Annotated in this window: 27 protein-coding genes; 8 read left to right on the top strand and 19 right to left on the bottom strand. The window is 68.0% G+C overall.

What is annotated here, in order from left to right; all coding sequences use genetic code 11:
* Nucleotides 1-231 precede the first annotated feature (231 nt).
* Nucleotides 232-1,218 carry a hypothetical protein gene (locus LXT13_RS10250; RefSeq protein WP_233371819.1) on the top strand — a complete coding sequence of 329 codons (987 nt, stop codon included), beginning with the start codon at nt 232-234 and terminating at the stop codon, nt 1,216-1,218.
* 91 nt (nt 1,219-1,309) lie between these two features.
* Here the strand turns inward: LXT13_RS10250 and LXT13_RS10245 are convergent, their stop codons facing one another.
* Genes LXT13_RS10245 through flgB form a run of 7 tightly spaced genes read right to left on the bottom strand, consistent with a single transcriptional unit; the run spans nt 1,310 to nt 6,412 of the window.
* Nucleotides 1,310-1,981 carry a flagellar basal body L-ring protein FlgH gene (locus tag LXT13_RS10245; protein WP_233371818.1) on the bottom strand — a complete coding sequence of 224 codons (672 nt, stop codon included), beginning with the start codon at nt 1,979-1,981 and terminating at the stop codon, nt 1,310-1,312.
* Nucleotides 1,982-1,992: 11 nt separating this feature from the next.
* Nucleotides 1,993-2,775 (bottom strand): flagellar basal-body rod protein FlgG, encoded by a 783-nt coding sequence (gene flgG / locus LXT13_RS10240; protein WP_233371817.1) that lies wholly within the window; start codon nt 2,773-2,775, stop codon nt 1,993-1,995.
* Nucleotides 2,776-2,787: 12 nt separating this feature from the next.
* Nucleotides 2,788-3,519: a flagellar basal-body rod protein FlgF gene (gene flgF, locus LXT13_RS10235; RefSeq protein ID WP_233371816.1), complete on the bottom strand. Its 732-nt coding sequence runs from the start codon at nt 3,517-3,519 to the stop codon at nt 2,788-2,790.
* Between the two features lie 25 nt (nt 3,520-3,544).
* On the bottom strand, nt 3,545-4,855 hold the full coding sequence (flgE, locus tag LXT13_RS10230; protein WP_233371815.1) for a flagellar hook protein FlgE: 1,311 nt from the start codon (nt 4,853-4,855) through the stop codon (nt 3,545-3,547).
* Nucleotides 4,856-4,894: 39 nt separating this feature from the next.
* Nucleotides 4,895-5,542 (bottom strand): flagellar hook assembly protein FlgD, encoded by a 648-nt coding sequence (locus LXT13_RS10225; RefSeq protein ID WP_233371814.1) that lies wholly within the window; start codon nt 5,540-5,542, stop codon nt 4,895-4,897.
* 22 nt (nt 5,543-5,564) lie between these two features.
* Nucleotides 5,565-5,981, bottom strand: coding sequence for a flagellar basal body rod protein FlgC (gene flgC / locus LXT13_RS10220; RefSeq protein ID WP_233371813.1), 417 nt, complete (start codon nt 5,979-5,981; stop codon nt 5,565-5,567).
* Nucleotides 5,982-5,998: 17 nt separating this feature from the next.
* Complete coding sequence (gene flgB, locus LXT13_RS10215; protein ID WP_233371812.1) at nt 5,999-6,412, bottom strand: flagellar basal body rod protein FlgB; 414 nt, start codon at nt 6,410-6,412, stop codon at nt 5,999-6,001.
* 146 nt (nt 6,413-6,558) lie between these two features.
* On the opposite strand from flgB, the gene flgA reads away from it, so the two are divergent.
* The 3 genes from flgA (at nt 6,559) to LXT13_RS10200 (ending at nt 8,117) form a co-directional block, all read left to right on the top strand.
* A complete protein-coding gene (gene flgA, locus LXT13_RS10210; protein WP_233371811.1) occupies nt 6,559-7,254 on the top strand; it encodes a flagellar basal body P-ring formation chaperone FlgA in 696 nt (231 codons plus the stop codon).
* A gap of 138 nt (nt 7,255-7,392) precedes the next feature.
* Complete coding sequence (flgM, locus tag LXT13_RS10205) at nt 7,393-7,725, top strand: flagellar biosynthesis anti-sigma factor FlgM (RefSeq protein ID WP_233371810.1); 333 nt, start codon at nt 7,393-7,395, stop codon at nt 7,723-7,725.
* 5 nt (nt 7,726-7,730) lie between these two features.
* Nucleotides 7,731-8,117, top strand: coding sequence for a hypothetical protein (locus LXT13_RS10200; protein ID WP_233371809.1), 387 nt, complete (start codon nt 7,731-7,733; stop codon nt 8,115-8,117).
* 72 nt (nt 8,118-8,189) lie between these two features.
* Here the strand turns inward: LXT13_RS10200 and LXT13_RS10195 are convergent, their stop codons facing one another.
* The 6 genes from LXT13_RS10195 to LXT13_RS10170 all read right to left on the bottom strand — a co-directional run bounded on the left by LXT13_RS10195 (nt 8,190) and on the right by LXT13_RS10170 (nt 16,263).
* Nucleotides 8,190-9,134, bottom strand: a complete 945-nt coding sequence (locus LXT13_RS10195; RefSeq protein ID WP_233371808.1) for a glycosyl hydrolase — start codon at nt 9,132-9,134, stop codon at nt 8,190-8,192.
* 5 nt (nt 9,135-9,139) lie between these two features.
* Nucleotides 9,140-12,106, bottom strand: a complete 2,967-nt coding sequence (locus LXT13_RS10190; protein WP_233371807.1) for a di-heme oxidoredictase family protein — start codon at nt 12,104-12,106, stop codon at nt 9,140-9,142.
* A 213-nt stretch (nt 12,107-12,319) separates the two neighbouring features.
* Nucleotides 12,320-12,751, bottom strand: a complete 432-nt coding sequence (locus LXT13_RS10185; RefSeq protein ID WP_233371806.1) for a DUF1841 family protein — start codon at nt 12,749-12,751, stop codon at nt 12,320-12,322.
* 66 nt (nt 12,752-12,817) lie between these two features.
* Entirely contained in the window at nt 12,818-14,671 is a 1,854-nt protein-coding gene (kefC, locus tag LXT13_RS10180; RefSeq protein ID WP_233371805.1) for a glutathione-regulated potassium-efflux system protein KefC, read from the bottom strand.
* On the bottom strand, nt 14,668-15,324 hold the full coding sequence (gene kefF, locus LXT13_RS10175; RefSeq protein ID WP_233371804.1) for a glutathione-regulated potassium-efflux system oxidoreductase KefF: 657 nt from the start codon (nt 15,322-15,324) through the stop codon (nt 14,668-14,670). Before kefF ends, kefC begins: the two co-directional genes overlap by 4 nt.
* Nucleotides 15,325-15,372: 48 nt before the next feature.
* Nucleotides 15,373-16,263, bottom strand: a complete 891-nt coding sequence (locus tag LXT13_RS10170) for a response regulator (protein ID WP_349254832.1) — start codon at nt 16,261-16,263, stop codon at nt 15,373-15,375.
* 101 nt (nt 16,264-16,364) lie between these two features.
* Here LXT13_RS10170 and LXT13_RS10165 point away from each other — a divergent pair, with 101 nt between their 5' ends.
* Complete coding sequence (locus LXT13_RS10165) at nt 16,365-17,267, top strand: DUF808 domain-containing protein (protein WP_233371803.1); 903 nt, start codon at nt 16,365-16,367, stop codon at nt 17,265-17,267.
* A 4-nt stretch (nt 17,268-17,271) separates the two neighbouring features.
* Here LXT13_RS10165 and LXT13_RS10160 read toward each other — a convergent pair whose 3' ends face one another.
* From LXT13_RS10160 to LXT13_RS10135, 6 genes are all read right to left on the bottom strand, one after another.
* Nucleotides 17,272-17,769 (bottom strand): DUF6714 family protein, encoded by a 498-nt coding sequence (locus LXT13_RS10160; RefSeq protein ID WP_233371802.1) that lies wholly within the window; start codon nt 17,767-17,769, stop codon nt 17,272-17,274.
* A 4-nt stretch (nt 17,770-17,773) separates the two neighbouring features.
* Nucleotides 17,774-18,571, bottom strand: coding sequence for a segregation and condensation protein A (locus tag LXT13_RS10155; RefSeq protein ID WP_233371996.1), 798 nt, complete (start codon nt 18,569-18,571; stop codon nt 17,774-17,776).
* Nucleotides 18,572-18,619: 48 nt separating this feature from the next.
* Complete coding sequence (locus LXT13_RS10150) at nt 18,620-18,823, bottom strand: DUF3460 family protein (protein ID WP_233371801.1); 204 nt, start codon at nt 18,821-18,823, stop codon at nt 18,620-18,622.
* Between the two features lie 15 nt (nt 18,824-18,838).
* Entirely contained in the window at nt 18,839-20,485 is a 1,647-nt protein-coding gene (locus LXT13_RS10145) for a SulP family inorganic anion transporter (protein WP_233371800.1), read from the bottom strand.
* Between the two features lie 128 nt (nt 20,486-20,613).
* Nucleotides 20,614-22,659: a methionine--tRNA ligase gene (gene metG, locus LXT13_RS10140; RefSeq protein ID WP_233371799.1), complete on the bottom strand. Its 2,046-nt coding sequence runs from the start codon at nt 22,657-22,659 to the stop codon at nt 20,614-20,616.
* A 30-nt stretch (nt 22,660-22,689) separates the two neighbouring features.
* Nucleotides 22,690-22,872 (bottom strand): hypothetical protein, encoded by a 183-nt coding sequence (locus LXT13_RS10135; RefSeq protein WP_233371798.1) that lies wholly within the window; start codon nt 22,870-22,872, stop codon nt 22,690-22,692.
* A gap of 691 nt (nt 22,873-23,563) precedes the next feature.
* Between LXT13_RS10135 and LXT13_RS10130 the strand changes: the two genes are divergently transcribed.
* From LXT13_RS10130 to LXT13_RS10120, 3 genes are read left to right on the top strand one after another with little or no spacing between them, the layout of a single operon-like run.
* Entirely contained in the window at nt 23,564-23,797 is a 234-nt protein-coding gene (locus tag LXT13_RS10130) for a hypothetical protein (protein WP_233371797.1), read from the top strand.
* A 1-nt stretch (nt 23,798) separates the two neighbouring features.
* Nucleotides 23,799-24,917 carry a patatin-like phospholipase family protein gene (locus LXT13_RS10125; protein WP_233371796.1) on the top strand — a complete coding sequence of 373 codons (1,119 nt, stop codon included), beginning with the start codon at nt 23,799-23,801 and terminating at the stop codon, nt 24,915-24,917.
* Nucleotides 24,914-25,678 (top strand): acetoacetate decarboxylase, encoded by a 765-nt coding sequence (locus tag LXT13_RS10120; protein ID WP_233371795.1) that lies wholly within the window; start codon nt 24,914-24,916, stop codon nt 25,676-25,678. The genes LXT13_RS10125 and LXT13_RS10120 overlap by 4 nt, the downstream gene beginning before the upstream one ends.
* The last annotated feature ends 15 nt before the right edge of the window (nt 25,679-25,693 follow it).

Genomic DNA, 25,693 nt, shown 5'->3' with positions numbered 1-25,693 from the left:
CATGTGGGTTGATGATGTGAGCGAAATGGTGGCCAGCTAACTTGTCAATACGGACCGGCGCCGGGTGGTGCTGGACGCGTTGATCCAGGAGAGCTTGTCATGTCCGATTGTTCCAACGACTCGGGAGCGCACCGCGTTGCCGCCTATCTCGACGCGCTACGACGCCATGCCGATAGGCACGCCGGCATCGTTGCGAATCCGCTTGCAGCCGATTCGACCTTCACCACCCACGTGAAGGCGCTGGACGCGTATGCCGAGGCTTTCGCCAAGGCTCGCCAGAGCTTGCGCGCGGGACTCGGCTTGAAGGCCGACGCGCGTGAAGCGCTTGATGGCCTCTGGCGGGCGGTGAGCCAGAGCGAGGTGCTCGTCCACGTTGCGGATTGGCATGCGCAGGCCGGTCTGCGCAGCGGCGAACCCAGCCCGGCGTTGTTGCAGGCAGCATTCCCGAATCATGTCGGTCCAACGCGGCAGTGGCTGGGTGTGACTGGGCCATTCGGGATCACGGCGTTGCGGCCGATGCCCGGCAACGGGGGCGATTCGGGCGACGGCGGTGGCGGTGGCGGTGGCGGTGGCGCTAACGATGGCGGTCCCGCGCCTGCGCCCGCGCCGGCACCGCCGCCGCCTGCGCCGCATTCGCCGCCGCCCATGCGCATCATGACCGTGGCACCGTACGAGCGGGCGTATCCCGACTCAGCCACCTCGGGCGTCGCTGATCTGCACGTGCAGCCATCGGCCACCGTCAGTGACGGTAGGCTGAGCTTGGCGTCCTCGGCTTTTGCGCCGGTGTTCGCTGGCGGCGGCACCGACTCACGGGCACTGCTCGGCACCACGATGAAATGGCCCGAGGGTTATGCGCAGCTTTCGATGACGGCCACGATCCGGCTCGACCAGGCATATCTCTGGTCGCTCACCGTTCTCGGTGGTGCGACGGCGAGTGCCGAATTGCTGATGACGGCCAGCCTCTCGATCGGCGGCGACTACGCCCGGAGCTGGCCGCTGGGCGCCGCCGTGGCGCCAGCCATCTGGCACACCGAGTTGAACGTGCCAGGCACCTTCACGGTCCGCATTGACGGCATCATGCTCAACGGGCTGGCTGGCGAGGTGGATGTGCGCGCCGGTATTCACGACAACACAGCAGCGGTGGGCGTCGTGGGGTCGTCAGCGGCGTTGACCATGCTGTCTGGCCAGCTCACATCAATCCAGCTTGATCTGTCCTGATGTCGTTGGGCGCACCGCTCGCGAGCGGTGCTGCAGGCGTGACCGATGTGCGCTGTGCCGCGGGCACTCGCGAGCGCCCACGATGGCGCGTTCAACTCGGCGCGATGTTCAGGAAGAACCGTGACAGCCAACCCACGGCATGCGCATCGGCCGTGGCACCGCGACCTCGCTGCTCGATGCGGACGTTGGCGACGGACGTTGATGGCACCGCATTGCCCTGACCGATCATGCGCGGGTCGACCTGGCCGGAGAATCGCAGCACATCCACGTTGTGGTTCACGCCGATCTGTTTCTCGCCGCTGATCATCAGGTGCCCGTTGGGCAGCACGCCGGTGACGACGGCCGTGATGGCGCCGGTGAACTCGTTGGTGTTCTGGTTGCTTCCCTTGCCCTTGTTGTCGTTGGCCGATGTGGCGCCGGCGCTTGCGCGACCGAAGGAGTTGGGTGCGATGCCGGGCAGGGCCGTCACGCCAGCCGACAGCGTGCCGCTCTTGCTGAGCTCGCTCGTGCTGGTCTGCGTGGCCGAGACCTTCTCGGTGATGTTGATCGTCAGCGTGTCGCCCACCAGCCGCGCACGATGGTCTTCGAACAGCGGGCGGTAGTTGGCGGCCTGGTAGATCGAGCCGTTGGTAGGCGCCAGCGGCTGCACAGGCGGCAAATTGACGACCGGCGTGGCGGCCATCTCGACATGCGGCTCCGGATAGGGCGTGGCGCAGCCGGCGAGCAGGGCGGGCAGGGCGACGACAGCGACGAGTTTCTTCATGGCGGCACCCTTCAAATCTGGGCCAGCTTCTGCAGCATCTGGTCGGAGGTCTGAACGGCCTTGGAGTTCAGTTCGTAGGCCCGCTGCGTCTGGATCATCTGCACCAGCTCCTCGACGACATTGACGTTGGACGTCTCGACGAAACCCTGCTGCAGCGCGCCCATGCCGTTGTTGTTGGGCGCGCCGGTGTTGGGCGTGCCGCTGGCGGCCGTCTCGGCGAACAGGTTCTGGCCCTTCGGATCGAGGCCGGCCGGGTTCACGAAGTTGGCGAGCTGGATCTGGCCCACGGTTTGCGGCGTGGCCTGGCCCGGCAACGTGACGCTGACGGTGCCGTCGGCGCCGATGGTCAGGCTCTGCGCGTTCTGCGGGATCGTGATGCCGGGCAGCACGGTGTAGCCGTTGCTCGTCACCATCTGGCCGTTGGCATTGAGCTGGAAGCTGCCGTCGCGCGTGTACGCGTTCGTGCCGTCGGGCATCTGAATCTGGAAGAAGCCGTCGCCCTTGATGGCCAGGTCCAGGTTGTTGCTCGTCTGCTGCAGGTTGCCCTGCGTGTAGATGCGCGCCGTGGCCACGGGCCGCACACCCAGGCCCACCTGCAGGCCGGTGGGCAGCGTCGTTTGCTCGGTGCTGTTGGCGCCGGCCTGGCGCATGTTCTGGTAGATCAGGTCCTCGAAGACGGCGTGCGAGCGCTTGTAGCCGTTGGTCGCGACGTTGGCGAGGTTGTTGGAGATGTTGTCCAGCTGGGTCTGCTGGGCTTCCATGCCGGTCTTGGCAATCCACAGGGAACGCATCATGGCGGGGCCTCTTTACTGACTGCCAAGCAACTTGGCGGATTGCTGCCCCTGCGTCTGGGCGATCTGCATCAGCTTCATCTGCTGCTCGAATTGGCGGCCTGCGGCGATCATGGCGACCATCGTCTCGACGGGACTGACGTTGGAGCCTTCCAGCGCACCGTCTTGCAGCCGGGCGGCGGGGTCGGCGGGCAGGTCGCCGTCGGCGGCGCGGAACAGTCCGTCGTCGCCGCGCGTGAGCTGCGTCGTGGCTTCGGGGGTGACGAGCTTGAGCCGGCCGATCGTCGTGGGGCGCTGGTTGGGGGCCTTGGCGCTGATGGTGCCGTCGCTGCCGATTCCCAGCTCGCTGTTGGGCGGCACGTTGATGGGGCCACCATCACCCAGCACCGGCATGCCGTTGCGCATGACGAGCACGCCTTCGGCATTGACGTCCAGCGAGCCGGCACGGGTGTAGGCCTCGGTACCGTCGTTGGCCTGCACGGCCAGCCAGGCCTTGCCCTGCATGGCCACGTCGAGGTTGCGCCCGGTCGGTGTCAGCGGCCCGGGCGCGTCGTTGTAGCCGATCGTCGTCTCCAGCGCGAAGGCGCGCGTGGAGGCGCCGTCGCCACGTACGGGCACGGCGCGAAAGGCCTGCAGCTCCGCGCGGAAGCCGTTCGTCGAGACGTTGGCGAGGTTGTGAGACAGCACATCCTGCCGTTGCATGGCGGCTTTCGCGCCGGCCATCGAGAGGTAGATCATGCGGTCCATCGCGCGTCCTCAGCCGTCGTTGCGATCAGCGCAGGTTCACGATCGTCTGCAGGACCTGGTCCTGCGTTTTGATCGTCTGCGCATTGGCCTGGTAGGCGCGTTGGGCCGTCACCATGTTGACCAGCTCGGCGGTCAGGTCGACGTTGCTCTCCTCCAGTGCGCCGGACTGCAGTGCGCCCATGTTGCCGTCGCCCGGCACGCCCACGACGGCGTCACCGGACGCGACAGTACGCACCCAGACGTTGCCACCCAGGGGCTGCAGGCCCTGCGGGTTGCGGAAGCTGGCCAGCTCGACCTGGCCGGCCGGCTTGCTCTGGCCGTTGGAGTAGCGGGCCAGGACGGTGCCGTTGTTGGCGACCTGGATGCCCGTCAGCTGGCCCGGCGCATAGCCGTCCTGGGTCAGGCTGGTCACTGAGAAGCTGCTGCCGTTCTCGGTGGCGCCGGTGAGGTCGAGCTGGATGCCCGGGATGTCCAGCGTCGGGTTGCCACGCGTGCTGGTGCCGGCCGGCACGTCCATCGTGATCGACGCCGGCGGGTTGCCGCCGATGTCGATCGGCGAGCCGCCGGTGGGCGGGAAGGTGATGACGGTGTACGGTGCCGTCGGGTTGCCGTTCTCGTCGGGCGCGGTGCTCTCGAACGGTGTGCCGTTGGCGGTGGCGTAGACGTTCCACGTATCGCTGCCGTCGTCGGCCGTGGCGGCCTTCTGGAAGTAGAACGTCACCGCCACTTCCTGGCCCTTGGCGTCGTACACCGTCATGGAGGTGGCGTTGTTGTAGGTCGTGCTGTCCTTCAGGTCCATGCCGGTGCCGGTGCCGCCGTCAGGGGCAGTGGTCTTCAGCCTCGAGTCGAGGTTGAATTCGACCTTCACCTTCGTGGTCACCGCGGGCGGAATGCCGCCTGTGGGCAACTGCAACGGTTGCGCCGTGCCCGGCTGGATGACGCCGGCACCGTTGGCCGGGTATCCCATCAACTTGAGGCCGTCGTTGTTGACGACGAAGCCGTCCTTGCTCACCTTGAACTGGCCATTGCGCGTATAGCGCGTAGGGTTCACGCCGTCGCTGACCTGAAAGAAGCCGCCGCCGTTGATGGCCAGGTCCATCGGGTTCTCGGTCGTCGAGATGTTGCCCTGCGTGAACTGCTGTGCCACCGACTGCAGCTGCGTGCCGATACCGATCTGGTTCTGCCCCGCGCCGTTCAGCGCGGAGGCGTACATGTCGGCGAACTCCGCCCGCGAGGACTTGGCCCCGTACGTCCCGGAGTTGGCGATGTTGTTGCCGATGACGTCGAGGTTCTTAGACGCGGCGTTGAGTCCGGAGAGGCCTTGCTGGAATGCCATGGGAGGGTCCTTGCTGTCGTGCGGAGCCGGGAGGCGGTTTCAGTTGACGGCCGAGACGGACGTGTAGTCCACCGGGCCGAGTCGTTCGAGCTTGAGCTTGAGGGTGCCGCCCTCGCTGTAGACGGCATCGACCTTGTCGTAGGCATAGGTCGTCGACGCCACAGCGGCGGTGCCGTTGGTGGCGGTTATGCGGTACTTGACCTCGCTGCCCTCTGCGGCGAGCTTGCCGGCGTTCCACGTGAACGTCTGCCGGCCCTGGCCCTGGGCGCCCAGCTGCTGGGTGTCGATGACCGCGCCGGCGCCGTTGAGGACCTCCAGCTTGACGGTCTTGGCGGCGCTGTCGAGCTCGTAGCTGGCTTCGGCGATGCCATTGACGACTTGGATCTTGTCGCTCGGCACGCTGACCTCCCGGCCCACCAGCGAGATGGACTGCAGCGCCTGCATCTGGCCGAGCTGTGAGCCCAGGCCCTTGATGCTGGTGTCCAGCGTCGACAGGCTCGTCACCTGCTGGATCTGCGCCATCTGGCTTGTCACCTGCGCGTTATCCATCGGGTTGAGCGGGTCCTGGTTGTTCATCTGCGCGACGAGCAGCTTCAGGAAGCGGTCCTGCGTGTCGGCGGCGTTCTTCGTCGACGTGACGTTGCCGCTCGTCGAGCTGCTCGTGCCGTTGAGTGCGGTGAGGTCCATGGGGTGGCGTTCCGTTCAGCGGTCAGGACTGGCCGAGTTGCAGGGTCTTGAGCAGCAGGCTCTTGGCCGTGCTCATGACTTCGATGTTGTTCTGGTAGGAGCGCGACGCCGAGATCATGTTGACCATCTCCTCCACCGGGTTCACGTTGGAGTAGGTCACGTAGCCGTCGGCGTCCGCCTGCGGGTGCTTGGGGTCCAGCACGCGACGCCCGGGGGTCTGGTCCTCGGTGATGTTGGTCACACGCACGCCGGCGTTGCCGCCGTCGTTGCCCGCGCCCATCAGCGTGGTCTGGAAGACAACCTGGCGCGCTTTGTAGGGCTGGCCGTCCGGGCCAGCCACGGTGTCGGCATTGGCCAGGTTGCTGGCCACCACGTTCAGCCGTTGGCTCTGCGCGCTGACCGCGCTGCCGGCGACGTTGAAGATCTGGAACATCGACATGGCGGCCTACTCCTCGCTCAGCCCTGCGTGTGCGACTTCATCGCGTCCAGCGTCGTGCGCACGGCGCCGTTGATGAAGCGCAGCGTCGCCTCGTACTTCACCGAGTTGTCGGCAAAGCTCGCGCGTTCTCGGTCCATGTCGACGCCGTTGCTATCGAGGCTGGTCTGCGCCTGCAGCGCGTATTCCTTGCCGCTTTCGCCGCGCGCGCCCGCCAGCGGCGCGATGTGGGCGCGCTGCGTGGTGGCCATCGCGCCCGGGGTACCGACCTCGCCGGTCGCCTCGCGCAGCGCCCGTGCGAAATCGATGTCGCGGGCCTGGTAGCCCGGCGTGTCGGCGTTGGCGATGTTGCTGGCGAGCAGGCGCTGGCGCTCCGCCCTGAGCGTGAGCGCTTGGGTCTGGAAATTCAGCGTGTCGGTCAGTCGGTTCAGCATCGTGTGCCCCTCGAAGATGCACAGCCGGGGCGGCTCTTTGGGGCGAATTGTCTGGACCGGCCCCGAAAACATGAGCGGGATTAGCGGGGCCAAAGCCGCTCAATTCCGCCCTCGTGCGTGCCGGGCCGGTCCCTAGAGTGACGGCCATGCTCCGTGCCACCCTGCTCCTTGCCTGCCTGCTCGCTACGCTGCCGGCGCGCGCCCAGACCGCGCTCGATCCGGCGCTGTTGGCACGCGTGCGCGCGCTGGCCGAGACGGCGGCCCGTGCCGCCGCGCCGGCGGGCACGCGCGTCGTCGTGGAAGTGGGCACGCTGGACGCACGCCTGCGGCTGGCGCCCTGCCAGCAGGTCCAGCCCTATCTGCCGCCCGGCCTCGCGATGTGGGGCAAGACCCGCATCGGCCTGCGCTGCATGGAGGGGACGGCGCGCTGGAACGTGACAGTGCCGGTGCGGGTCGCCGTCTTCGGCCGCGCCGTCGTGGCAGCCGGCCCGTTGCCGGCTGGCGTGAATTTGTCTCAAGAGTTGCTCGCGGCCGCCGATATCGACATCGCGGCCGAACCTGGCGCCGTCTTCACCGACCCCGCGCAGTTGCTGGGCCGCGTGCTGGCCCGTCCCGTGGCGGCGGCCGAGGCCGTGCGCGCGCCGTCACTCAAGTCTCGCCAGTGGTTTGCCGCCGGCGAGACGGTGCAGGTGCATGCCGTGGGCGAGGGATTTTCGGTCGCGGCCGAGGCCCAGGCGCTGAGTGCCGGGCTGGAGGGCCAGGAGGTGCGCGTTCGGTTCGAGAGTGGCCGCGTGGCCAGCGGTCGGGCCGTGGGCGAACGCCGCGTGGAGCTGACGCTGTGAGCAAAGCGCCACGAACCGCCGAAATGGACGGCAAAAACCCGCCAAATCCCGCTCAAGAATGGCGGCTGGGCACCGATACAGGAGGAAACTCCCCCTGCAATGCCCCGGCGGGGTCCGCCCCGCACCCTGGAGAAGCCCATGAAGATCGGTAACAGCCCTGAAGGAAGCGCCAGCCCGCCCAAGGCCGAGCGCGCCACCTCGCCGCGCAAGCCCGAGGCCACGGCGACGACCGCACCTCAGCAGGCGGCCAAGGCCAGCGCGCCGACGCCCAGCGCCCAGGTCGAGATTTCCAGCGCCGCTAAGCTGGCCGCCGGCGCCCAGGGCGAGGATGGCAGCTTCGATGCCGCCAAGGTGCAGCGCATCTCCCAAGCCATCAGTGAGGGCAAGTTCACGGTCAACGCCCGCGCGATCGCCGACAAGCTGGTCGCCAATGCGCAAGAATTGCTGAACGCGCGCGCCAACAAGCACTGAACCCCATGACCGTCCCGTCCACCCCCCTGAGTGCCGAACTTGAGCGGCCGCTGCTGGCCGTCGAGGCGACTCTGAATCAGCTCGGCGACGCGCTCGCCCGGCGCGATGCTGCCGCCATCGAGCAACATGCGGCCGAATTGCACCAGCACCTGGCCCAGGCGGTGCAGAGCTTCAGCGAAGCTGCTCGCACCGGCAGCGTGCCGGCAGCGCTGCGCAGCCGCTTGGTGCGTGCCGGCGGCCTGCTGGCCGCACAGCGCGAGGCGCTGGCGCGCGGCAATGCGTCGCTGGACCGGGCGCTGGACGTGCTGATCCCCAGCGAGCCCACCGGCCTCTACGGCGCCGGTGGCAAGGCCGAACGTCGCAGCCTCGGCGGCGGCAGCTACACCGCCTGAGCTGCCCGCCCTTCGTACAAAGGCCACCTTGCGAGGTGGCTTTTTGCTGTCCGGTTGTCTTGCGAGAAGGCCTCAGAAGGGCAGGCTCAGGTAGTAGCGCCCCAGCTCGGTCAGCTGGCCGTTGGCGCCCAGCAGGCTCGTGAAGTGCATGTCGTTGTTCCAGCGTCCGGTGAACCAGGCATAGCGGATCACATCGGTACGGCCTTCACAGACCTTCACCATGTCGGCCATCTGCACCTTCTGCTTGTCCACCGAGTCGATCTGCGCGGCGCCGTCGCCGGTGTGCCAGTTCGCCATCTCGGTCACCCAGAAGGGCTTGCCGTACTTCGTCAGGCGGTCGAGCTGATCCTTCAGGCCGTAGTCGTACCAGTGGAACGCGAGGGCGTCGATCTGCGGGGCGCGACCGCCGTTGGCCGCGGCGTAAGCGGCCAGGAAGGCGTCAAGCCAGACGACCGGGTCGGCATAGCCCGCCATCGTGCCCCACGTGACAGCCGGGCCGACGAGCTTCACGCCGGTCTTCTTCGCCACGGCCTCGTACTGTGGCCACAGCTGGGCGGCGGCCTGGGGCGTCAGGTTCGCCTGGTCGGTGAGGTTGGGTTCGTTGAGCAGCAGCAGGTACTTGATGCCCGGGTTGGCGGCAAGGAAAGCCTCGATGTCGGCTGCCGTGAATTCGCGCCACAGCATGGGCACGAAATCCATGCCGTAGCGCTGACCGTAGTCGGTGGGTACGCCCTGGTTGGGCTTCTGGCCCCAGTCGTACCACCAGCTGACGCCCGGCGCGAGGGCCTGCAGGTCGTCCGCCGTGGCCAGGTCGTAGGCGATGCCGCGCTTGGCGCTCTTGGTGGCTGGCGCCGGCGCAGCGGGCGTGGAGGGGGCCGGCGCGGCGACGGGAGGCGCCGCCGCCGTGTCGCCACTGCCACCCCCACCGCCGCAGGCCGACAGGCCCGCTGCCGCCAGTGAGGAGAGGGCGCTGGCCAGGAGCTGGCGGCGGCGCAGATGATCGGAGAAGGCGGGCATCGGCTTCACAGCGACTTCAGGAAGGCCAGCAGCGCGTCGCGGTCGGCCTTGGACAGCGCCTCAAAGCGCTGGCGGCTGGTGGTGGCCTCGCCACCGTGCCACAGGATGGCCTCGGTCAACGTGCGGGCGCGGCCATCGTGCAGGTAGCCCACCTTGCCGGCGCCGCCGGCCACGCGCTCGGTGTAGCCGATGCCCCAGAGCGCCGAGGTGCGCCACATGGTGCCGCTCGCCTGGCCTTCGACGAAACCGTCTGCCAGGTCCGGGCCCATGTCATGCAGCAGCAGGTCCGTGTAGGGCTTGATGAGCTGGTTGCGCAGCTCGGCGAACTCCGAGCCGTTGCCCGTCTTCATCGAGGCCACATGGCAGGCGGTGCAGCGGTTGGCCTGGAACACCTGCGCGCCAGTGGCCACCTGGGCGGGATTGACGTCCAGGTCGGGCAGCGGCGTGACGCCCTTCGGGAAGCCACTGGCCACGCTGCGCTGCGCCGGCACGGCGAGCAGCGCGAGGTAGCGGCTGATCAGCGTCAGGTCATCCTCTGACAGACCTTTCTCCACCTTGGACGGCGTGCACTTGCCCGACAGGCAGTCGCGGTTCGGATAGACAGGGCTCGTGACGGACATGTCCTGCAGCGCGGCGGCCGCGGCCTGGTGGCGCAGGCTCACCTTGGAGGCCTTCCAGCCATAACGGCCCAGACGCACGGCGCCCGTCTCGGGGTCGAACACGAAGTTGGCGATGCCCTTCACACCGTCGGCGTCGGGCGTGGGGCGCACGCGGGCGAGGATGTCGGCGTCGGACACAGCCTCCAGCAGTCCCATGCCGATCATCGGCTGGGCGCTACGCAGCGAGAACGCGGCCGGTGTGGGGCCGTCGAAGGCCACACGCGGCTTGCTGAGCTCGACGGTGGTGCCGTCCGCCAGTTTCACGGTGTGCACGTCGAAGCTAGCAACGCGCACGCTGGTGCCCCAGTCCTGTAGCGCGCCGGTGGCCATCGAGCGGGCGTTCATCTGCGCGGCCACGCCATAGACCGGGTGTGGAATCTGCCGGCCGTTGGCGTCCAGCGCCGCGGTACGCACGCCCATGGTGTCGAGCCGCTGGTTGATGGCGACCGGTGCGAGGCTGCGGCCATTGCCGATGTGGCAGGAGAAGCAGGTGGACTGGTTGAAACGCGGGCCCTGCAGCTGCACGGCTGCGGTGTTCCTGTCGTTGCCCGGCTCGTTGTGGTCACCCGTCCACATGTGCGTGTGGATCCAGCGGCGGCCTTCGACGAAGCGCTGCATGTTCTGCATACCGATCTGGTTGTTCGGCTGCTGGAACATGAAGGCGCCGTTGTCCGCGTAGTCGTAGGACACCGAGCCGGTGCCGCCCTGCAGCGTCTCCTCGGGCAGCGGCGCGTTCATCAGGCGCGGCTGCACGCCGTACCAGGGACGCAGGCCGGTGCCGACGACATAGGTCACGTCGTTGGTGTAGTAGCGCACGGCGCCGCTGTCGCCGATGGCATCCATTGCCGCGCGGGTCGAGAAGAACGAGCCGGTGAACTCGATGGCGTCGCCGGCCTTCAGCGCGCGCGAGGCGATGGTCTTGCCGTTGGGCACCATGACGCCATCGGCGTTGGCCGACAGGTCGCGGTAGGCCGGCACGTTGTCCAGCACGACGCTGCAGCCATCATTGGCGCCCTTGACGCCGTTGTAGCCGCTGTTCGGCGTGAGCAGTGTGTTCTGCGGTGGCTTGGGCACGACCGGGCAGGCGGCCACATCCTTGAAGCCGGCGGTGTAGGTGGAGTCGTCCAGCAGGTCGCCCGGGGACATCCAGCCGTAGCCGGTCACGCCCGGCTCGTCGAAGCGGCGGAAGAAGGAATGGCCGCCGCCCTTCTGTGCCTGCTGGAAGTATTGATTGACGACGATCGTCGGCTTGGTGACACCGGCGACCCGGCTGTTGTCGATGAACTCGACACCCCAGGTGCGGTTCTTGAAGTAGTTCGCGACAAAGTTCAGGTAAGCGCCCGGGCCCTTGTCCTGCGGCTTGCCGGCGGCGTCAACCGTGTCGTTGACGCCGAAGCCGATCTCGTTCCAGTCCTCGCCGCGCTCGCGGCCATGGCGGGAGCGGCCCATCATGCCGAAGCGCGTGACGAGCGTGCCGTCGGGCAGCGTGAACTGCACCGTCTCCAGCGGGGGCTGCACCGCCGGGGCGGGCGCCAGCGCGGCGCCGTCGGTGGGGAAGGGCACCGTGGCGGTGCTCATCGTGGGCAGCGAGTTGTCGCTGCCGGGCGACTTGAACGTGACCTCGAACAGCGAATAGCCGTACTGCGTGGCCCGCGCGACGCCTTGCAGCCGCACATAGCGCACATTGGCGTTGAGGTTGAAGAACTCCTCGGTGCCGCCCTTGCCGCCGGTCACGTAGCGGATCTGGTACCAGGTCTTGCCGTCGTCGGACCCCTGTAGCGCGTATTCCTTGCCGTAGGCGTTCTCCCAGGTCAGGCTCAGGTAGCCCAACGCGGTCTTTGCGCCAAAGTCGAACTGGATCCACGCTGCATCGTCCTGCGCACTGGACCAGCGGGTGCCGGCATTGCCGTCGATGGCAAGGCTGGCGGTATTGGCGCCCTCGACGGCTGACGACGTCGCCGCCACCACGCGTACGGGTGCGCCCGGCTTGCTGATGTCGGTGCCGTCGGGCAGCTGCAGCGCTGCAGGCAGGTGTGGCGTCGCGGTCGTTGAGCCGCCGGGCAGATCGACGGGCGTGCTCGCCGGCGGCAGTTCCAGCACCGGCTCGGGAGCCTGCGGAGATGACGCTGGCGCGGAAGCCACGGGGGCCGGGGCCGCAGGCTGGCTGCTTGCCGGTGGCGTCGTGCTGTCTGCCGATCCGCCGCCGCCACCACCGCCACAGGCGGTGTTGAGTGCGGCGGCCAGCAGCGCGAGGGCCAGCGTGGTGGGGGCCAGACGCAGGGGAGCGCCGGGCAAGTCGAGGGTCTTTCTCATGTTCCGCTCAGGAGGTCGGTCACCACGCCCCCCGGGACGGTCGCAGCAGACGGCCCCGGTGCTTGTGGCACCGGAGATGTCAACCGCATTAGGGATGGTGTCGGCGGGCCGGATGTGGCCGCCTTCTGCGCGTCACACGATACGTCGTGCCCGGGTTACAAATCTGCAACCGAGGCAACAGTCAGCGCCCGATGCGGCGCTACCGCGGCGTGTTCAGCGGGTGGCTGCCTGGCGCACCTTGTCAAGGTAGGTGTGGCCGTCGGGCGGCAGGCCGCTGCGCTGAGAGGCCCAGATCATCTCGCCCAGCGCTTCCATCGCGACATGGTGCGCCTCGTGGCGCGAATTGCGCTTGGCGGCCAGCAGGTCCACCGCCTGGCGGATGCCTGACGGCTGGTCGATGGCGTGCTGCTCCGTGATCGTCAGGTGCATGGACAGGTGCAGGAATGGGTTGGTGCGGCCTTCCTCGACCGTGTAGACCTTCTCCAGTGCGCCAGCCTCGTCGGCCAGCTCGTCGTGGTACTCCGGATGCTCGGCGATCCAGTCCGCGGCGATGGCCTCCATCGGGATCAGCGGCGCGCCGTCGCGCCATTTGCGGTAGGTGGCGCAGAAGAAGCGCCGGACTTCGAGCTGGGAGGGGGCGAACATGCGCCGATTGTCGCAACCCGCGTGGGCAGCGGCTGCCGGCGGGGCATCCGCAGGAACGGGTGGCGTTCAGCGGAGTCCGTCCGACTCGTCGTCCTGCCGGTCCCAGCCCGTGTGCCGCACATGCCGGCGACGTTCGTCGGCGTCGCGTTCGGCGGCCATCTGCTGCTCGAACTGCTGGCGCCCCAGCTTGGCGGCGGCGATCAGCGCGTTCTCGTCCCCTTGCAGCGGCACCATCTGGTTCAGCACGTCGACGTTGTGCCGGCGAAAGCGCATGGCCTGGCGGCGGGCGGCGTGGGGCTCCATGCCGCTGAGCTCCAGCACGCTGCGCGCGCTCATCAGCGCCGAGTCGAAGGTCTCGCGCTCGATGTGCTGCACGCCCAGGCTGTGCAGCTGGTAGTAGTGCTGCACGTTGCGCGCCCGCGCGACGACGACCAGCTGCGGAAAGTGCTCCCGCGCGAGCTGGGCCACTTCCAGGCTCTGGCCGATGTCGTCGATGGCGATGACCAGCACGCGGGCCGTCTCGGCGCCGGCGCTCTTCAGCAGGTCCAGCCGCGTTGCATCGCCGTAGTGCACCGTCCAGCCGAACCTGCGCAGGCCCTCGATGGCCTCGGCGTCATGGTCCAGAACGGTGGACTCCAGGCCGGCGGCGCGCAGCATGCGGCCGATCACCTGCCCGTAGCGGCCGGCGCCGGCAATGATGATGGGCGCGGGCGTCGGAGGCGGGTCGTTGCGCTTCTTCTTCTGTCCGAGGCGGGCCAGCTTTTGCGACATCAGCCGGTCCCCACCGGTCAGCAGCAGCGGTGTCAGCGCCAGCGACAGTGCCACCGCGGCGACGAGCCCGGAGTTCTGCGCCGCGTTGATCATGCCCTCGCTCTGCGCGAGCTGGAACACGACGAAGCCGAACTCGCCGCCCTGCGCGAGCAGGATGACGAAGGCCGGCCGCTCGACGAGCGGGATCTTCATGGCCTTGGACATCAGCATCAGCACGGCGATCTTGCACACGAGCAGCGCCGCCAGCACGGCCAGCACGAAGCCGGGCTGCGCGGCGACGGCGGCCAGGTCCAGTCCCATGCCGACCGCGATGAAGAACAACCCCAGCAGCAGGCCCTTGAAGGGCTCCAGGTCGGTCTCCAGCTCGCGGCGGTACTCGCTTTCGGCCAGCAGCACGCCGGCCAGAAATGCGCCCAGCGCCATCGACAGGCCCACGGCCTGCATCAGCGCGGCCGTGCCCAGCACCAGCAGCAGCGCGGCGGCGGTGAAGATCTCGGGTGTCTTGCTCTGCGCAATCCAGCGCAGCGCCGGGCGCAGCAGCAACCGGCCGCCGAAGATGATGGTGACGATGGCGCCCAGCGCCTTAGCCGCGGCCAGCCAGGTGCGGCTCTCGGCGTCGTCGTGCGCGCCGCTGAGCGCCAGCACTGGCACGAGGGCCAACACGGGGATGGCGGCGATGTCCTGCAGCAGTGCGACGGACAGAATGCTCTCGCCCGCCGTCGTGCGGCCCAGATTGCGCTCGGCCAGCACGGCCAGTGCGACCGCCGTGGAGGACATCGCCAGGCCCAGGCTGACGACGACGGCCAGCCGCCACGGCGTGCCGAGCGCGATGCCCACCAGGCTCAGCACCGCCGCACAGCCCAGCAGCTGCACGCTGCCCCAGCCGAAGATGGGCCGGCGCATGGCCCACAGCCGCTTGGGCTCCAGCTCCAGGCCGACGAGGAAGAGCATCAGCACGACGCCCAGTTCTGCGACCTCGGGAATGGCGGTGGATTCCGGGATGAGGCCCAGTACCGCCGGGCCGATGAGCACGCCCGCAACGAGGTAGCCCAGGATGGAGCCGAGCCGCGCCCAGCGCGCCAGCGGCACGGCCAGCACCGCGGCGGCGAGGAAGACGAGGGGGAGCTGCAGCCAGCTGCCGTGCGTCATGCGTCGCCTCCAACCGTCAGCGGCGAGAACAGCGCCGGCCGCTCGTCCAGCGCCACAGCCTCGTCGCTCGGTGTTGCCGGCTCGGCGGCGTGCTCGCACCAGTCGGGGTAGTGTGCCAGCCGCTGCACGAAGAGGTCGGCATGGGCCACCACCTCGGTGTCGGTGGCGCGATGGGCGCCGTGGAGGATCTGCGGCTGCAGCCAGTTCATGCCGCAGGTGTGGGCCGATTGCCGGTACGGCAGCAGGAAGTCCTCGATCGGGTGGTGGTTGTGGCCACCAGGCCCGTAGGCCTGCGCGCTGCCGCCGGTGGAGCTGACGAGCCAGAAGTCCTTGCCGTGCAGCGCCGTGCCGCCGGGGCCGTAGGCCCAGCCGAGGTGGGCCACCTCGTCGAGCCAGAGCTTTTGCAGCGCCGGCATGCTGTACCAGTAGATGGGGTGCAGCATGACGACGAGCCGGGACGCCTCGAGTGCGCGCTGCTCGGCGTCAATGTGGATGTGGAAGTCCGGGTAGAGCCGGTAGAGGTCGCGCAGTTCCACGCGACCGGCCGCAGGGGATGCGCGCAGCGCATCGACCAGCTTGCGGGTGGCATGCGAGCGCGCCAGGTCAGGGTGGGCGACAAGGACGAGGATGTCGCGGGCTTGAGCATCGGGCATGGGCCTGGAGCGTAACCCGGCCGGGTTGCGGCATGCCCCCGAGCGCGTTCAGAACTTGAACGCCAGGCCCACCTCGGCCTTCTGCTGCGTGACGCGGCTGCCTTCGCTGGTGTGCGAGCCGTAACGGTTGTACTCGACGGCGGCCGACATCCGCGGTGTGTGCTGCCATGCCAGGCCGCCACCGACCATCGGACGCACGCAGGTCTCGCGCTGCGCATGACCCAGCGAATCGTCGGCCTTCAACCGGTTCGCTGCCACACCCAGCTTGCCGAACAGCATGATTGACTCGCCCAGCGCCATGCTGGCCCGCGCCGTGCCGATGCGCTCGGCGCCGATCTTGCGGCGAAGGTTGGCCAGGTGCACTTCAAGCGTGCCGAACTCCAGCGGCTCGCCCAGCGGCGCCAGGCGCTGCGCCAGCTGCTGCTGCTTGGGCACCACACTGCCACGCTCACGGGCCAGTTCCAGCAGCAGCTGGTACTCGCGCGGCGACAGCGCCAGCTCGGCCCCATCGAGCAGCGCCCGTTGGCGGCGCGGTTCGATGGTCAGGTCGCCGAGCGTCCATTCGTCGCTGGCCTGCTGCGCGCATCGCCGCAGGACCGCGCGCAGCCGCGCGATCAGCTCGGGCATCTCGAAGGGCTTGACGACGTAGTCGTCGGCGCCGCCATCGAAGCCGGCAAGACGATCCTCCAGCGCGACTCGCGCGGTGATGACGAGTACCGGCACCATGCTGCCCTGGCGGCGCCAGCGTTTCAGCAGGCTACGGCCATCGCCATCGGGCAGCGTCTGGTCCAGCAGCACGGCGTCCTGCGAGGCCGGGTCCAGCTGCACGGGCGCGTCGCCGCAGCGGCGCAGCCAGGTGCTGCTATGACCGTCGGCGCGCAGGGCGGCCTGCAGCGCGTGACCAAGGTCGAGGTCGTCCTCGATCAACAGGATGTGCATGAACTAGCGGCTTCAAGTCGGGCGAGGCGCGCCAGCGTAACGCACCCGCCGGATGGCACGGCGCCGGATAGCATGGCGCTCCTTCCAACTCGCCCCGCACCATGGCCTCCAGCCTGCTGATCCTGCTCGACGACATCACCACCGTCCTGGACGATGTGGCGACCATGGCCAAGGTGGCCGCGAAGAAGACGGCCGGTGTGCTGGGCGACGACCTGGCGCTGAACGCCCAGCAGGTGACCGGCGTGAATGCCGATCGCGAGCTGCCGGTGGTGTGGGCCGTGGCCAAGGGTTCGCTGCTCAACAAGGCCATCCTCGTGCCGGCTGCGCTGGCGATCTCGGCGCTGGCGCCCTGGGCCGTGACGCCGCTGCTGATGGTGGGCGGCGCCTACCTGTGCTTCGAGGGCTTCGAGAAACTGGCGCACAAGTTCCTGCATGGTGCCGAGGAGGACGAGGCGCAACGCGAGGAGCTGGTCAAGGCCGTCGCCGACCCGGCGGTGGACATGGCGACGTACGAGAAGGACAAGATCAAGGGCGCCATCCGCACCGACTTCATCCTGTCCGCGGAGATCATCGTCATCGCGCTCGGTACCGTTGCCGAAGCGTCGTTGGTGAACCAACTGGCCGTGCTTGTGGTCGTGTCCATCGCGATGACGCTGGGCGTCTACGGCTTCGTCGCGGGCATCGTGAAGATGGATGACGCGGGGCTGTGGCTGTCGCGCAAGGCGGGCACGGCAGCCCGTGCGGTCGGCCGCTTCCTGCTGGCCGCGGCGCCGCGGCTCATGCAGACGCTGTCCGTCCTGGGCACCGCGGCAATGTTCCTCGTCGGCGGCGGCATCCTCGTGCACGGCATCGGGCCGTTGCACCATTCAGTCCAGTCTCTGGCCGAAGGCGGCGGGCTGCTTGGCGTGGTGCTTGAGAACGGTGCGAATGCGCTGTTCGGCGTGGTGGCCGGCGCGCTGGTGCTGGCGGCCGTCATGGCGGTGCAGAAGCTGCGCGGCAGGTGATGCTTCAGAGGTATTGCCGCCAGTAGCGATCCAGCGACTCCTTGACGAGGGAGCAGCCTTCCTCGTCGAGCACCTCGTAGACGTAAAGCAGGTAGTGCGCGATGGCGCGGCACTGCGCCGGTGTGTAGATGTCGTGCGGCTTGCGATAGCTGGCGCCGTCCAGCACACCCCAGGGGTGGAACGCCTGCTGCGCGGCTTCCGTCGAGTTAGACGCCGTGTCGTGGCCGGTGCGCAGCAGCCAGCACATGTAGGCCGGTGCGTAGAAGCGATGGCCTTCGACGTCGAGAAACGAGAACACCGAACTGTTGCGTTCGATATGTTCGTCGGGGACGTCCTGCCAGCGTTCCGCAGCATCCAGCCGGCGGGCGGCCTGGCGTTCGGCCGGCGACGCGTGGTCGTCGATGGCCGTCGCTTCGTGCAACGTGACGCCACCGCCGAGTCTCACGTCGGCGAACGCCTCGTGAATCATCTGCAGCAGCCGGTCCCGCCGCTCGTTGGGCATCGCATCAGACCTGCGTGTACGCCAGCCGCACGTAGATCGGCGCGAAGGCCTCGGCCTGCGTGATCTCCAGCAGTCGTTCGCGCGCCAGTTCCAGCATCGCGATGAAGGTGACGACGAGCACGGCCTGGCCACGCGTGACGTCGAACAGGTTCTCGAACTCGACAAAGCGCTGGCCCTGCAGCCGGCGCAGCACCAGGCTCATGTGCTCGCGCACCGACAGTTGCTCTCGGCTGATCTTGTGGTGCTGGTTGAGCTTGGCGCGCTTGAGGATGTCGAGCCAGGCCTCGCGCAGGTCGTCGGTGTTGACGTCGGGGAAGCGCGGCGTCAGCGACTGCTCGATGTGGACCTGCGCGCGCAGGAAGTCGCGGCCCAGGACGGGCAGCCGGTCCAGCCGCGCAGCGGCGAGCTTGATCTGCTCGTACTCCAGCAGCCGCCGCACCAGTTCGGCCCGCGGGTCTTCCGCTTCCTTGCCGTCCTCGGTCTTCTTCGGCGGCAGCAGCATGCGCGACTTGATCTCGATGAGCATCGCCGCCATCAAGAGGTATTCGCTGGCCAGCTCCAGGTTGTGCTGGCGGATCTGCTCGACATAGCTCAGGTACTGGCGCGTCACGTCGGCCAGCGGGATGTCGAGGATGTTGAAGTTCTGCTTGCGGATCAGGTACAGCAGCAGGTCCAGCGGGCCCTGGAAGGCCTCGAGGAAGACTTCCAGCGCGTCCGGCGGGATGTAGAGGTCCAGCGGCAGCTGGAACAGCGGCTCGCCGTAGAGGCGGGCGACGGCGACCGTGTCGATCGCCTCGGGCATGTCGGCCTCGACGTCGCTCGCGTCGTCAGCCACGGCCGTCGTCACGGCTTACTTGTTGTCCGTCTGGTAGACGTAGGGCTTCTGCGCGACGCGGGCTTCGTTGAAGCCGGCCTGCGCGGTGCGGTCCTGCTCCTTGTCCCACAGCAGCGCACGGCCGGCGCGCTGTTCGGCCTCCAGCGTCGGGCGCTGGGCCTTGAGCTGGTCGATGAATTGGGTGATGTCGGACTTGTAGGGCTTCCAGAACAGCGGCATGGCGGCACTTTCGAGTTAGGCCGGCGATTTTAGTTCGGCGAGCGTCGCGGCGAAGCCGGTGGGGCCCAGCTCGTCGGCCAGGCCGCTGCGCTGCAGCAGGTCCAGCGGCTGGGCATTCACCTGCACCAGCGCCAGGCCGACGTCGCGCTTGGCCAGCGCCCGGCGCAGCTCGCGCAGCGCTTCCATGCCGGTCGTATCCATCTGCACGAGCCGGTGCATCTGCAGCGCGACGGTGCGGGTTCCCGCGGGCAACTGCTCCGGCAGGCTTTCCAGCTTGCCGACGGCGCCGAAGAACAGCGCACCGTACAGCTCGTAGCCGGCCACGCCGGCCGGCAGCCCGGCCAGCGGCCGCAGCTCGAACAACTGGCTCATGCGCCAGACGAAGAACAGGCAGGCGGTGACCAGCCCGACCTCGACGGCCACCGTCAGGTCGGCCACGACAGTCAGCGTGAACGTGCCCACCAGCAGCGTGCGATAGGTCAGGTTGAAGCGCCTGAGCCGCGCGAACTCGTGCCATTCGCCCATGTTCCAGGCGACCACCAGCAGGATGCCGGCCAGCGCCGCCAGTGGCACATGGGCGGCCAGCGGCGCGGCGGCCAGCAGGATCAGCAGCAGCGTCAGTGCATGCACGATGCCGGCGACCGGGCTGGTGGCGCCGGCACGGATGTTCGTGACGGTGCGGGCGATGGTGCCGGTGGCCGGCAGGCCGCCGAACAGCGGCGCGGCGAGGTTGGCGATGCCTTGCGCCATCAGCTCCTGGTTGGGATCGTGGCGGGGCAGTTGCGGCGTGAGCTTGTCGGCCACGCGGGCGCACAGCAGCGACTCGATCGCCCCCAGCAGCGCCAGCGTCAGTGTCGGAATGACGAGCTGCTTGGCGCCGGCCCAGTCCATCGCCGGCAGGCTCAGCGCCGGCAGGCTCTGCGGGATGCCGCCGAAGCGGCTGCCGATGGTTTCCAGCGGCAGCGCCAGCCCGGCGGTCGCCGCTGTGGCCGCGGCCAGCGCGATGACGGTACTCGGCAGCAGCGCCAGCGCGCGGCGCAGGCCAGTCAGCGGCCGGTCGGTCGCGATGTTCTTCGGCCACAGCAGCACGATGGCCATGCAGGCAGCGGCCATCGCCGGCGCGACCGGGTTGAGGCTGCCGGCGTGGCGGGCGATGGCCTCGATCTGGCCGAAGAAGTCGGCCGGCATTCGTGCGATGTTCAGGCCCAGCAAGTCCTTCAGCTGGGCCAGCGCGATCAGCACCGCGATGCCGTTCGTGAAGCCGGTGACGATGGCCACCGGGATGTAGCGCACCAGCGCGCCCAGCTTCAATGCGCCCATGGCCAGCAGCAGCACGCCGGCGCCCATCGTCGCGATCAGCAGATTGGCCAGGCCGTGGCGCTGCAGGATGCCGTAGACGACGACGATGAAGGCGCCGGCCGGCCCGCCGATCTGCACGCTGGAGCCACCCAGCAATGAAATGAGCAGCCCCGCGATGATGGCCGTGGCCAGCCCTTGTTCGGGCCGCAGCCCCGACGCGATCGCGAAGGCCAGCGCCAGCGGCAGCGCGACGATGCCGACCGTGACACCCGCACCGATGTCAGTGAGCAGCTGCTGGCGCGAATAGCCTGCCAACAGCGACAGGCTGCGCGGGCGGAACGGATGGAGTCGGGGCAGGGGCATGGGATCTCCGGAAGCGGGAACACGACGCGAGGGGCGCCGCGACCGGAGGTCCGCAGTGGTAGCGCTCGGCGATGAAGCGCTTGCGCCGCGACAAGCCCTGGGGCGTTTGCGGCGCGTTCTTCATCGCCTTACCGGACGCGCATGCCAGGCTGGGCGCCGGCGAAGGGTTCCAGCACGAAGATGCCCGGGTGCGCCTTCTCGTCGGCGTGGCTGGCGGCCAGCACCATGCCCTCGCTGACGCCGAACTTCATCTTGCGCGGCGCGAGGTTGGCGACCAGAACGGTGAGCTTGCCTTCGAGGTCTTCCGGCTTATAGGCCGACTTGATGCCACTGAAGACATTGCGCAGGCGGCCTTCGCCCACGTCCAGCGTCAGGCGCAGCAGTTTGTCGGAGCCTTCGACGTGCTCGGCCTTGACGATCTTCGCGATGCGCAGGTCGACCTTGGTGAAGTCGTCGATCTTGATCTCGGGCGCAATGTCTTCGCCGCCGGGCGCGACCTTCGGGGCGGGCGGCGCCTCGAACAACTGCTCCACCTTGGCGGTGTCCACACGCTGCATCAGGTGCTGGTAGGCGCCGATCTGATGCGCGCCGAGCGCCTTCGCGGCATCGCCCCACTGCAGCGGGACGACCTTCAGGAAAGCCTCCACCTGGGAAGCCAGCGCCGGGAGCACGGGCTTCAGGTAGATCGTCAGCAGCCGGAACGCCTCGATGCAGACGCTGCAGACGTCGTGCAGCGCGGCGTCCATGCCTTCTTGCTTGGCCAGCTCCCAGGGCTTGTGCTGGTCGACGAATTCGTTCACCTTGTCGGCCAGCGACATGACCTCGCGCAGCGCCTTGCCGAACTCGCGCTCCTCGTACAGCTCGGCGATCGTGCCGCTGTGGGCGCGCAGCGTTTCCAGCAATGCCGAGCCCTCGACGCCAAGGTCGGCGCTGAGCCTGCCGTCGAAGCGCTTGGCCAGGAAACCGGCCGCGCGCGACGCGATGTTGATGTACTTGCCCACCAGGTCGCTGTTGACGCGGGCGGCGAAGTCCTCGGGGTTGAAGTCGATGTCCTCGACCTTGGCATTGAGCTTGGCGGCGATGTAGTAGCGCAGCCATTCGGCGTTCAGGCCCAGGCTCAGGTACTTCAGCGGGTCCAGGCCGGTGCCTCGGCTCTTGCTCATCTTCTCGCCGCCGTTGACGGTCATGAAACCGTGCACGAAGACGTGGTTAGGCGTCTTGCGGCCGCTGAAATGCAGCATCGCCGGCCAGAACAGCGTGTGGAAGTAGGTGATGTCCTTGCCGATGAAGTGGATCTGCTCGACCGATTCGTCGGCCATGAAGGCGTCGAAATCCTTGCCCATCTTGCCGAAGTAGTTCTTCAGCGAGGCCAGGTAGCCGATGGGCGCGTCCAGCCAGACGTAGAAGTACTTGCCTGGGGCGTCGGGGATCTCGATGCCGAAGTACGGCGCGTCGCGGCTGATGTCCCAGTCGCTGAGACGGTTGTTGCCCTGCTCGTCGGGCTCGAACCACTCGCGGATCTTGTTCAGCACCTCGGGCTGCAGGCGGCCGGGCTCCTGCGTCCACTGCGTCAGGAAGTCGACGCAGCGCGGGTCGCTCAAGCGGAAGAAGTAGTGCTCGCTGCTCTTGAGCACTGGCGTGGCGCCCGACAGCACGGAGTACGGATTCTTCAGCTCGGTGGGCGCGTAGACGGCACCGCAGACCTCGCAGGAGTCACCGTACTGGTCCTTCGCGCCGCACTTGGGGCATTCGCCCTTGATGAAGCGGTCGGGCAGGAACATCGACTTCTCAGGGTCGAAGAACTGCTCGATGGTCTTCGTCGTGATCAGCTCGTTGTGGCGCAACGCCAGGTACACGGCCTTGGACAGCTCGTGGTTCTCCGGACCGTCGGTGGAGTGCCAGTTGTCGAAGCTGATGTGGAAGCCGTCGAGATACTGCTTGCGGCCGGCCGCGATGCCGGCGACGAAGTCCTGCGGCGTCTTCCCGGCCTTCTCGGCCGCGATCATGATGGGCGCGCCGTGGGCGTCGTCCGCGCAGACGAAATGCACCTGCGAGCCCGCCATGCGCTGGTACCGCACCCAGATGTCTGCCTGGGTGTACTCCATGATGTGGCCGATGTGAAAACCGGCGTTGGCATAGGGCAGGGCGGTCGTGACGAAGAGCTGGCGGGGCATGGCGTCGGCTGCTGAGGAAAACCCGCGATTCTAGGTTTGCGGTTCGGACGGTCCGGGCTCCGCCGGTGCGGCGGACGGCTCGTCGGCATCCGGTTCGGCCGGGGCGGCGTCATCGGGGCGGCCGTTGATCTTGCGCTGGCGCTTTTCCTCGGCCTTGCGTTTCTTGGCCAGCTCGCGCTGGCGTTTCTCATAGCTGTAGTTGGGGGTGGCCAATGGACTCTCCTTGCTGCACTGCGACCGGCCCAATGTAGCGCCGCCCAGGCGGGCTGGCTTGCGCAAGTTGCCGGCGGAATCTCCATGTCACATCAAGGAACACGCTTAAGTCACTGATTCGTAATGTTTCCGCAAGCTATCCACCGAGTCTGTGGAAAACTTTGTGGAGAACCCAGTGCGGCCGCCGCCAAGCCCTTGTCTGATGGGCCTCCGCTTAGGTTGCCCGTTTTTTAAGCAACGCTCGCGGGCTTATATAAATCAAGCACTTAGCGCCGCATGCCTCGGCGGTGGCACGACGAGACGCTTCAGGGTCCAAAGGACTTGACGGTCGCCAAAAGTGGGGATAAGTCAAGCCCGCGATGACCGTGATGACGCGCCCATGCGCGGGGTGACGGGGGCTGTCCCTCGCGTCGGCGTCTTCGCAGCAGAGGGGCGCGCGGCATCGTCGTCGTTGCGGTGGCTGTCTGCCGATGGGGCGGTTTGTCCGAATCGATGTTCAAACTGTCCGACCCGGACATTCCCCGTGGAGGGGCCTCGACACGACACTTTTGTCCGTGCACCGCGGCGTTAACCAGGCATGAAAGCTGGGCTGGCGCCGGGACAGGCGCTGGTCCCGTGATCGGGCCCACTGTCGCGACGAGCGTAAGGACTGCCAGCGCCGGTGCAGCGGCACATATCTGGAAGTACCTCTATGACGACATCCACCCACGCGGTGCAGCCGGATCCTCTTTGCCCGGCAGGGCTCGAAACGGACGACCGCACCATGACAGCGCGCACGAGCGGCGCGCGCCGTGCATCGGAGCGCTTCGGTCTGGCGCCCGGCCGATCTGCACAGCTGCGGGTGGCGCGCTGGCCGGCCGTGCTTCACGGCGGCCGCTCGCTCGTCGCCAGCGCCGCCCTCGCGTCACTGAAGGGGCGCTGCTGACATGGCGACTCGAAGCAAGCATCGCGCGCCGCATCGCATCGCGCTGGCCCTGCAGGGCGGCGGCTCACATGGCGCCTTCACCTGGGGCGTGCTCGACCGGTTGCTGCAGGAGCCCGACCTGGAGATCGTCGGCATCAGCGGCACCAGCGCCGGCGCGATGAATGCAGGCATCCTGGCCGACGCCTTGCGCCGTGGCGGGCCGGAGCATGCGAGGCAGGAACTTGCCCGCTACTGGACCGACGTCGGCGCGCTGCCAGGTTTCTCGAGCTTCTCGTTCACGATGCCGGGGCGGGAGCCCGTCTGGCATCTCGACGAGAACCCTGTGTTCCGCGCGATGGATTTCATGACGCGCGTGTGGTCGCCCTACCAGACCAACCCCGCCAACCTGAACCCGCTGCGCGGGCTGCTCGAGCGCATCGACTTCGAGGGTCTGCGCCACGACACCCGGGCAGCCCGCGTCTTCGTCACGGCCACCAATGTGCGCACCGGCCTGCGACACGTGTTCGTCAACGAAGACCTGTCCATCGACGCGCTGCTGGCGTCGGCCTGCCTGCCGCAGATGATGCAGGCGGTCGAGATCGACGGCGAGTCGTACTGGGACGGGGGCTACACCGGCAACCCGTCGCTGTCGCCGCTGTACCTGTACACGCAGGCGACCGATGTGATTGCCATCGGCATCAACCCGATCGAGCGACCCCAGGTGCCGCGAAGCGCCCGGGCCATCATCGACCGCATCGACGAGATCAGCTTCAACTCGACGCTGATGCTGGAACTGGCCGCGGTCGCGTTCATCGAAGACCTGGTGCGCGCCGGCGCTGCTCGTGGGCAGTTCAAGTCGCTCTTCGTGCATGGCATCGGCGACACGACGCTGGCGACGTATGGCGCGTCCAGCAAGATCAACAACGACATGCGCTTCCTGCGCCAGCTGCATGCGCGCGGCGTGGAAGCTGCCGAGCGGTGGCTGCAAGCGCACCGTGCCGCGCTCGGCCAGAGCTCGTCGCTCGACCTGACGCCGCTGCTGCCAACCGCCCATGGATTGCTGACCGGTACGTCGGTGATCAAGGCCAAGCCCGTTTCCCCCCCAGCCGCCAAACCAGGCACAACGGAGATTGCATCGTGAAGATCGACGAAGTGAGGCGCACGGCCTACGCCATGCCGCTGACGAACCCCGCGTTTCCGCGCGGCCCCTACCGGTTCTTCAACCGCGAGTTTCTGGTCGTCACCTACCGCACCGACCTCGAGGCGCTGCGCCGGGTCGTGCCCGAGCCGCTCGAGATCATCGATCCCATCGTCAAGTACGAATTCATTCGCATGCCCGACTCCACCGGGTTCGGCGATTACACCGAGTCCGGCCAGGTGATCCCGGTCCGGTTCGAGGGGCAGCGTGGCGCGTTCGTGCATTCGATGTTCCTCGATGACGACGCGCCCATCCTCGGCGGCCGCGAGCTCTGGGGTTTCCCGAAGAAGCTGGCGGCGCCCAAGATCACGCACGAAGGCGAGCTCATCTCGGGCACGCTGCACTACGGCCAATCGCTGTGTGCGTCGCTCACCATGGGCTACAAGCACCACCCGCTCGATCACGACAAGGTGCTCGCGTCCATGAAGGAGCCGAACTTCGTGCTGAAGATCATTCCGCACGTCGATGGCACGCCGCGCATCTGTGAGCTGGTGCGCTACCACCTCCAGGACGTCCACCTCAAGGAAGCCTGGACGTCGCCGGCGCAACTGCAGCTCTTCAACCACGTCATCGCCGACGTGGCGCGCCTGCCGGTGCTGGAGGTACTGAGCGGACAGCATTTCATCGCCGACCTGACGCTGGGCTACGGCGAGGTGGCATTCGACTATCTGGCACGTGCCGAGCCTGCGGCTCTGGCGGCCTAACCCTGGAGATCTCGA

It is taken from the genome of Pelomonas cellulosilytica, assembly GCF_021353265.1.
In the GTDB taxonomy this organism is placed as follows: domain Bacteria; phylum Pseudomonadota; class Gammaproteobacteria; order Burkholderiales; family Burkholderiaceae_C; genus Pelomonas; species Pelomonas cellulosilytica.
This window is presented reverse-complemented; position numbering and strand designations above follow the sequence as displayed.